We start from the raw sequence: 8,087 nt of genomic DNA on the forward strand, positions 1-8,087 counted from the left end.
GCGGTCGGCGGTCGGCGGTCGGCAGGCAGACGGCCGGGCGCTCGGCGATCTCCCGACACGCGACGTCGGGGGCGCTGTGCGCGGAGGACGTCGCGGTCGGGCGGGAGCACTGTGCCGGGCAGTCGGGTCGCGGGCGGGTGGGGAGACGCGGGTTGCGGTGAAATGCGCCACCGCGCCGGGCCGGGACGCCTGGCCGGGCAGTCGGGTCGCGGGCGGGTGGGGAGACGCGGGTTGCGGTGAAGTACGCCACCGCGCCGGGCCGGATCCACCCGGCGGGGGAGGGATGCCCCAGGTGATAGACGAAGACCGCGGTGACCGACAGCAGCAGCACGGCGATCGGCCATCGACGCCGGACGAGCAGGAGCGCACCGAGGACCAGCGCGAGGGGGACGACCCCGTCCCACGGGTTGCACACTCCCGTGGCGAGGGCGAGGGCGAGGGCGAGGGCGAGGGCGAGGGCGAGGGCGAGGGCGAGGGCGAGGGCGAGGGCGAGGGCGAGGGCGAGGGCGACGGCGAGGGCGACGGCGACGAAGACGACCACGGTGAGTACGGCGAAGCCGAGGTCGGCGATCCAGCCGTTCGGGTGACCCGGGGCGGCCGGACGGGCGAAGGCGGGTGCGGGCGCTGCGGCTAACCCGGTGGGCGACCCAGTGGCACCCGGTGGGTGACCCGGTGGGTGGCCCAGTCGGAGACGCTGTGTGCGATGCGGCCATGCGGGGCCTTCCCTCCGAGGCTGGCTGACGCCTCGCAACGTCAGGCCGGGCCGTGCCCGCATCGCGTTGTCCGGCCACAGGCACCTCGGCCCTGCTCCGTCCGGCGTACGGCTACCGCGCCGGGAGTATCCGGCCGGAAACGAAGCGGGTGCCCCGCGACTCGCGTCGCGGGGCACCCCGGGTGGCCGCAAACCGGCCGGCCAGTGCGGCTCAGCGGTACGGTCAGCGGCAGGTGGCCGCCGTGTAGGCCGCGTCGTACGACGAGGTGACCTCCGTGCCGTCGATCGTGGCGGTGCCGGTCACGGTGACCGAGCCGCCGTCGATCTGCCCGGCCCGGGTGTTGAAGGACTGGTAGGCCTTCTTGCCCGGGGCCACATCGCTCACCGTCTTGGCGCCGTACGGCGTGGTCAGCGTGACCGTCGCGGGCACGTCACCGTCGTTCACGGCGGTCACGGCGAGGTGCGCCGAGGTGCCGACGCAGCGGGACTCGGCCGTCACGGTCAGCTCGACCTTCGGCCCGTCCTTCGGGTCGCGGACGAGCGTGAAGTCGTCCACGTCGAAGTCGGCCCCGGTGAACACCAGGTAGAGCTTCGCCGTCCCGGAGGGGACGTTCGTGAGCGGCGTGGAGACGTCCTCGTACGACTCCCAGCCGCCGGTGTTGGGGACGGTGACGGTGCCGAGCACGGGGCCGGTCGGGGAACCGGTCCGGATCTCGAAGCCGCCGCTCGGGTTGGGCGAGGCCACCCGCGCCGTGAACCGGGTGACGCCGGTCAGGTCGATCCCGTCGTACGCCGCCCAGTCGCCGGGGTTGACATAGCCGAGCACGGTGCCGCCGTGCGCGGGGGCGTGCGGGTAGGTGTCCACGCCGTTCGCCTCGGTCCAGCTCTCGGCCTGGACGGTGACGTCGCCCGTCGCCGGGCCGAGCTCCTTGATGCGGATGTTCCGGAACGACACCTCGTCGCCGTCGCCGTGGTTCTGGATGCCCACGTAGCCCTGCTGGAGGGACCGCGCCGGATCGGTGTTGACGAAGTCGTTGATCTTCACGCCGTTCAGGAAGACTTGCAGGCGCTCGCCCTCCACGCGGATCTCGTAGGTGTTCCACTGGCCGGGCGGGTTGAGCGCGGCGTCCCTGGCCTTGAGGTCCGCCGACTGGAAGCCGTAGACCGACCCGGTGGTCTTCTCCGGCACGTCCGTGGCGTCGATCTGGATCTCGTAGCCGTTGTCGACGGCCGACCACGGGTCGTCCGAGGCGGGGAAGCCGACGAAGACGCCCGAGTTGTCGTCGCCGTTCATCTTCCAGTCGAGCTTGAGCGAGTAGGAGTGGAACTCCTTCGCCTTGTACCAGAACAGCCCCAGGCCGCCGTGCGAGGTCAGCGTGCCGTCGGTCTCGGTGAAGCCGCCCGGCCCGGCCTGCTCCCAGCCGGTGGTGCCGCCGTCGTAGAGCGTGGTGTAGCCGGTCTCGGGACGGCAGTCGGCCTTGAGGTCGCCCATGGCGTACCGGATGCCGCCGAGCAGGTGCTGCCGGAACGCCGGCTCGGAGAAGGACGCCGCGGTGTGGCCGCCGCCCGTGTAGAACGACCGGCCGCCCTGATATTCCTTGCACCACGCGATCGGGTGGTCCTCGCCCATCTTCCCGCCGGAGTAGGACTTCTCGTCCAGCGTGGCCAGCACGTGGGCGGTGCTGCGGGCGTTGGTGCGGTAGTCGTACCACTCGTCGGTGCGGGTCCACGCCGTCCCGAGGTGGGCGGTCGCCGGGTGGGCCCGGTCCTCCACCTTCACGGTCGCCTGCTGTACGGCGGGGTGCGAGGCGAACCACGCCCCGACCAGGCCGCCGTAGAACGGCCAGTCATATTCGGTGTCGGCCGCCGCGTGGATGCCGGCGTAGCCGCCGCCCGCCTTGACGTACGACTCGAAGGCCGCCTGCTGGGCGTCGTTCAGTACGTCGCCCGTGGTGCTGAGGAACACCACGGCCTTGTACTTCGCCAGGTTCTGGGTGGTGAAGACGGCCGGGTCCTCGGTCGCGGTGACCCTGAAGCCCAGGTCCTTGATGGCCTGGATGCCGGCCGGGATGGAGTCGTGCCGGAAGCCGGCCGTACGGGAGAAGACCAGGACCTCGCCCTCGCCGCTGCCCGGGGCCGTCGAGGTCGTCCACTTCTGCGCGTTGCTGCCGTCACAGGTCTTGATGACCATCTGCCCGGTGTTCGAGCCGTCGAGGCACTTGCCCGACTGCGGGTTCTTGATGGTGCCGTCCGTCCCGATCGTCCAGATCTGCGCGGGGACGTTCGCGACGCAGTCCCAGATCTGCACCCGCGTGCCGTCGGCGGTGCCGCCGTTGGACACGTCGAGGCACTTGCCGAGCGAGCGGATCGTGGAGCCGTTGACGCTCCAGACCTGCGCGCCGGTGTCGTTGCACTGGTAGAGCTGCACCTTGGTGCCGTTGGCCGGGTCGGCGTTCGCGACGTCGAGGCACAGGCCGCCGGCGTTGACGATCGGTCCGGGGCTGCCGCCCGTGGGCGGTTCGGCCGTCAGCGTGAAGTCGTCCACGTCGAACAGCGCCCCGTCGTTGCCCTTGAAGTAGAGGTAGAGCTCGGTCGTCCCGGCCGGGGCGTTCGCGAGCGGCGCGGAGACGTCGGTGAACGTCTCCCAGCTTCCGGTGACGGGCACGCTCACCTTGCCCAGCAGGGTGCCGGTCGGCGAGCCCGCGCGGACCTCGATGGTGCCGCCCCTCCCGCCGGAGGAGACGCGGGCCGCGATCCCCTTGGCCGTGGTCAGCGTGTAGGGCTTGAAGGAGATCCAGTCGCCGTTGTCGATGTCGCCCACGGTCCTGCCGCCGTGCGCCGGCGCCTTGTTGATGGGGTTGACGCCCTGGGAGGCGGTGTAGTGCTCGGCCTGGCGGTGCCGCGGCTGCAGGATGTGCTGGGCGTGGGTGGTCAGCCCGCCCTTGTCGGTGTATTCGGCGTCGAACACGGCGAAGATGTTCGCCGCGTCGTCGTGCTCGCCGTCCACGGGGATGGTCAGCTCGCCCGAGCATCCGTTCTTGGAGCTGATCTGGTGGCCGTGGCTGTCGTGGCCGAGCACGTACGTCATCTTGACCTTGGCGCAGTCGACGTCGCCGTCCTCAGGGTCGGTGACCTTGATCGTGAACGGGACAGAGTCACCCCACTGGAACAGGCTGCCCTCGACGGGCGTCTCGATGGTCACCGTCGGCGCGGTGTTGCCCGCCGTGACGACCACGCTCGCGCTGCCGCTGTTGCCCGCGGGGTCGCGCACGGTCAGCGTCGCGGTGAACGTGCCGTCCTCGTCGTACGTCTTGACCGGGTTCGCCTCGGTGGAGCTGGTGCCGTCGCCGAAGTCCCAGGAGTAGGTGAGCGCGGCTCCCTCGGGGTCGGCGGAGCCGGCCGAGGAGAAGGTGACGGTGAGGGGCGTCTTGCCCGAGGTCTTGTCGGCCTTGGCCACGGCGATGGGGGAGCGGTCGCGGCCCTTGATGTACTCGAAGCGATACAGCGCCGAGTTGGCGTCGCCGTTGAAGTAGCCGGTGCCGTAGTCGAGCACGTACAGCGCGCCGTCCGGGCCGAACGCCAGGTCCATGATCTGCGTGCCGGTCCACGGGAAGTCGGCGATGTCGCCGCGCGTCCCGTCGGCCTGCACGTCGATCGCCTTGATCCACCGGCGGCCGAACTCGCCCGCGAACAGGTGCCCGTCCAGGTCCTGCGGGAACTTGACCGCCGAGTCGAGCGCGGGGTCGTAGTGGTAGACCGGCCCGCCCATGGGCGACTCGGAGCCGCTGCCGAACTCGGGCGGCGAGCCGGCGTCGCCGCCGTACCTGATCCACGCGGGCTGGGCGGGCGGCAGCGTACGCTGCCCGGTGTTGCGCGGGGAGGCGTTGACCGGGCCGCCGGCGCAGTCGTACTTCGCCCCGGAGGGGCCGGAGGGGAACGTGAAGGCGTTGTAGGTCTCGGCCGGCGTGTTGGTGCCCGTGCAGTAGGGCCAGCCGTAGTTGCCGGCCCGGGTGACCCGGTTGAACTCGACCTGGCCGCTCGGCCCCCGGTTGGGGTCGCTGGTGCCGGCGTCGGGGCCGTAGTCGCCGACGTAGACGACGCCCGTGGCCTTGTCGACGCTCAGCCGGAACGGGTTGCGGAAGCCCATGGCGTAGATCTCGGGCCGCGTGCCGGGAGTGCCCGGCGGGAACAGGTTGCCCTCGGGGATGTCGTAGGTCCCGTCGGGCTTGACCTTGATGCGCAGGATCTTGCCGCGCAGGTCGTTGGTGTTGCCCGCGCTGCGCTGGGCGTCGTACGCGGGGTTGCGGTCGGGCCGCTCGTCGATCGGGGCGTAGCCGGACGAGTCGAAGGGGTTGCTGTCGTCGCCGGTCGAGAGATAGAGGTTGCCTTCGGCGTCGAAGTCCATGTCGCCGCCCACGTGGCAGCAGATGCCGCGGTCGGCGGGCACGTCGAGGATCTTGACCTCGCTGTCCTTGTCGAGCGTCCAGTCGGGCTTGACGGTGAACCTGGACAGCCGGTTCACGCCCTTCCAGGCGGAGAAGTCCGACGCGGTGGCCGGAGCGTCGCCGTCAGGCGTGTCGAGCCGGGGCGCGTAGTAGAGGTAGATGAACCGGTTTGTCGCGAAGCCCGGGTCGGCGGCGACTCCCTGGAGCCCCTCCTCGTCGTGGGTGTAGACGTTCAGCGTGCCGACCACGGTCGTGTCGCCGCGCGCGTCGGTGCGCCGCAGGACACCCTCGCGCGCGGTGTGCAGCACCGACAGGTCGGGCAGCACGGTCATCGTCATCGGCTCGCCCATCTCGGCGACGCCCTTGGCCAGCTCCACGCGCTGGTAGTCGGCGGCCTCGATGGGCGCCGCGTGCGCCTGTGCGGGCGCGGCCGGGGTGAGCACGGTCACGCCCGTGAAGGCCAGGAGTAGGGCGCAGGTCTGCGCGATCCGTTTTCTGGCGCGATCGGTCGGCCGCCTGGGGGGCATGGCGGAGCTTCCTTTCCTTCGAGGGCCCGCGTGTTCGGCACGCGCGCGCTTCACAAACCCGCCGCTCTGGCGGTGATTCGCCCCGAAGGTAAGCTTCTTTTTGAGAGTTGTGAAGATAGTTCGCGCGAAACGACGTAACTTTTGCTAGTTCGTGACGAAAGTCGGCCGCGGGACCCGGACGCAGCCACTGGAGCCCGTCGGCGGCGAAGCCGTGGACAGCACGAGGGGACGGCCGTCCCCGATCTCGCGATAGGCGAGCTCCGCCCCGTCACGACCGGGGAACAGGCGTACGGGCGGGTCGGTCATGTCATCGCCCCCTGCGGTTCTCAGGCGCCGGGCTCCTCGAAGCGGTCGAGGTAGGCGGCGTACCAGGCGCGCTCCTCCTCGACCAGCGCGTGCCGGTCGGAGTAGACGTGCTCGAAGATGGCGTCCACCGGCGGATCCGGCATGGAGATGACCCCGTCGCGCAGTTCGAGCGCCAGGCGGTCGCCCTCCTCGTCGACCTCGGCGAAGAACGCCTCGTCGGCCATGCCCTCCCGCAGCAGGTAGGCCCGCATGCGCGCGATCGGGTCCTTCCGCCGCCACTCCTCCACCTCCTCGGCCGGCCGATAACGGCCCGGGTCGTCGGAGGTGGTGTGCGGGCCCATCCGATAGGTGTGCGCCTCGATGAGGAACGGCCCGCCCCCGGAGCGTACGTGCCGCAGGGCGGCCCTCGTCACGGCGAGGCAGGCCAGCACGTCGTTGCCGTCCACTCGTACGCCGGGGAAGCCGTAGCCCCGCGCGCGCTGGTAGATCGGCGCCTTGCTCTGCCGGCCGACCGGGTGGGAGATGGCCCACTGGTTGTTCTGGCAGAAGAACACCACCGGCGCGTCGAACACGGCCGCGAAGTTGAACGCCTCGCTGACGTCCCCCTCGCTCGCCGCGCCGTCGCCGAAGTAGGCCACGACGGCCGAGTCGTCGCCGTCCCTGCGCACCCCCATGGCGTATCCCACGGCGTGCAGGGTCTGCGCGCCGAGGACGATCGTGTAGAGGTGGAAGCGGGTCTCCCGGGGGTTCCAGCCGCCGTTCGTCGTGCCGCGCAGCATGCCCATGAGGTCGAGAGGGGGGATGCCCCGGCACCAGGCGACGCCGTGCTCCCGATAGGAGGGGAACACGTGGTCGTCCGGGGCGAGCGCCCGGCCCGACCCGATCTGGGCGGCCTCCTGCCCCAGACAGGGGATCCACATTCCCAGCTCGCCGAGGCGCTGGAGAGCGAAGGCCTCCCGGTCGATCCGGCGTACGAGGGCCATGTCGCGGTACAGCCCCCGATACTGGCTTTTCGACAGGTCCAGGTCATACTCGGGGTGCGCGACACGCTCGCCTTCGGGCGTGAGCAGCTGGACCAGATCTTCGGCCTCGTCCTGGCGCCGCACGTCGTCTCCTCTCTGACAGCGGTGACCGCTGCGCGGCGCCTCCGACCCCTCCCCATCGACGGGTCCGTCCGCACCGTGCGCAGCCAATCATTGCGGTTGTCAGGTGCAAGGGTTCACACGACGTGCCCGCCATGCCGATGAGCTGCGGTTTTGTGTGACCACCTTGAGACGGGGGTCAGCCGGTCGCGTCGGCGGGGCGCAGGCCCGCGAAGACGATCGCGAGCGTACGGGCCCGCAGATCGGGCTCCCACGGCGTGTGCAGGGACGCCTGGCACACGCCGACGAGCAGGGCCATGATCTCCGGCACCCGTACGTCGGGCCGTACGGCACCGGCCTGCTGGGCCTTGCCGACGAGCACCTCGACGGCCTCGCGCAGCGCGAGCACGGGCTTGGCGACGGTGACCGGGATGCCGGCCTGGGCGAGCAGGTCGACGACGGTCTTCTGCTCCGCGGCCTGCTCGACCGTGCGGGTGAAGAAGGCGAAGAAGGCGGTGGCGGGATCGCCCTCGGCCGCGAGCGCCCGGGCCTCGTCGGCCAGCCTGACCGCGACCGCGTGCATGATCGCCTTGAGCAGGGACTCCTTGGTGGGGAAGTGCCGGAAGACGGTCCCGATGCCGACTCCGGCCTTCTGGGCGATCTCCTCGGTCGAGGCGGAGGGGCCCTTGGCGGCGAAGACGGTCTCCGCGGCCTCCAGGATGCGGGTACGGTTGCGCTGGGCGTCGGCGCGCAGTGTCCTGGCCGGCGTTCCGGAGGCGTCCTGCTCGGGAACGCGCTGGTCCTTCGGCATCCCTCGGCTCTCCCCACGCCTCGATTGACATCCGGATTCGCCGCTTCATAGCCTGTAACCGAAGTGGAGACTCCGATTGTAGGTCACGCCGCAGCGAGGAGTGCTGATGTTCGAGAGGTTCACCGACCGTGCGCGGCGGGTTGTCGTCCTGGCCCAGGAAGAGGCTCGGATGCTCAACCACAACTACATCGGCACTGAGCACAT

General features: G+C 70.8%; 5 protein-coding genes and 1 pseudogene. 1 reads left to right on the forward strand and 5 read right to left on the reverse strand.

What is annotated here, in order from left to right; all coding sequences use genetic code 11:
* The 5 genes and pseudogenes from FLV34_RS40995 to FLV34_RS38290 all read right to left on the reverse strand — a co-directional run.
* A pseudogene (locus FLV34_RS40995) lies at positions 1-541 on the reverse strand (hypothetical protein); the annotation flags it as partial.
* A gap of 394 nt (positions 542-935) precedes the next feature.
* Positions 936-5,684, reverse strand: a complete 4,749-nt coding sequence (locus tag FLV34_RS43060; protein ID WP_147945489.1) for a ThuA domain-containing protein — start codon at positions 5,682-5,684, stop codon at positions 936-938.
* A gap of 144 nt (positions 5,685-5,828) precedes the next feature.
* Positions 5,829-5,990, reverse strand: coding sequence for a hypothetical protein (locus tag FLV34_RS41000; RefSeq protein ID WP_187280854.1), 162 nt, complete (start codon positions 5,988-5,990; stop codon positions 5,829-5,831).
* Between the two features lie 20 nt (positions 5,991-6,010).
* Complete coding sequence (pdhA, locus tag FLV34_RS38285; protein ID WP_221889945.1) at positions 6,011-7,096, reverse strand: pyruvate dehydrogenase (acetyl-transferring) E1 component subunit alpha; 1,086 nt, start codon at positions 7,094-7,096, stop codon at positions 6,011-6,013.
* Between the two features lie 175 nt (positions 7,097-7,271).
* A complete protein-coding gene (locus tag FLV34_RS38290) occupies positions 7,272-7,883 on the reverse strand; it encodes a TetR/AcrR family transcriptional regulator (protein WP_147945490.1) in 612 nt (203 codons plus the stop codon).
* A 106-nt stretch (positions 7,884-7,989) separates the two neighbouring features.
* On the opposite strand from FLV34_RS38290, the gene FLV34_RS43560 reads away from it, so the two are divergent.
* Positions 7,990-8,087: Clp protease N-terminal domain-containing protein (locus FLV34_RS43560; protein WP_131735922.1), on the forward strand; the 98-nt coding region annotated here is incomplete at its 3' end.

This window comes from Microbispora sp. CSR-4 (genome assembly GCF_008033685.1).
Lineage (GTDB): Bacteria > Actinomycetota > Actinomycetes > Streptosporangiales > Streptosporangiaceae > Microbispora.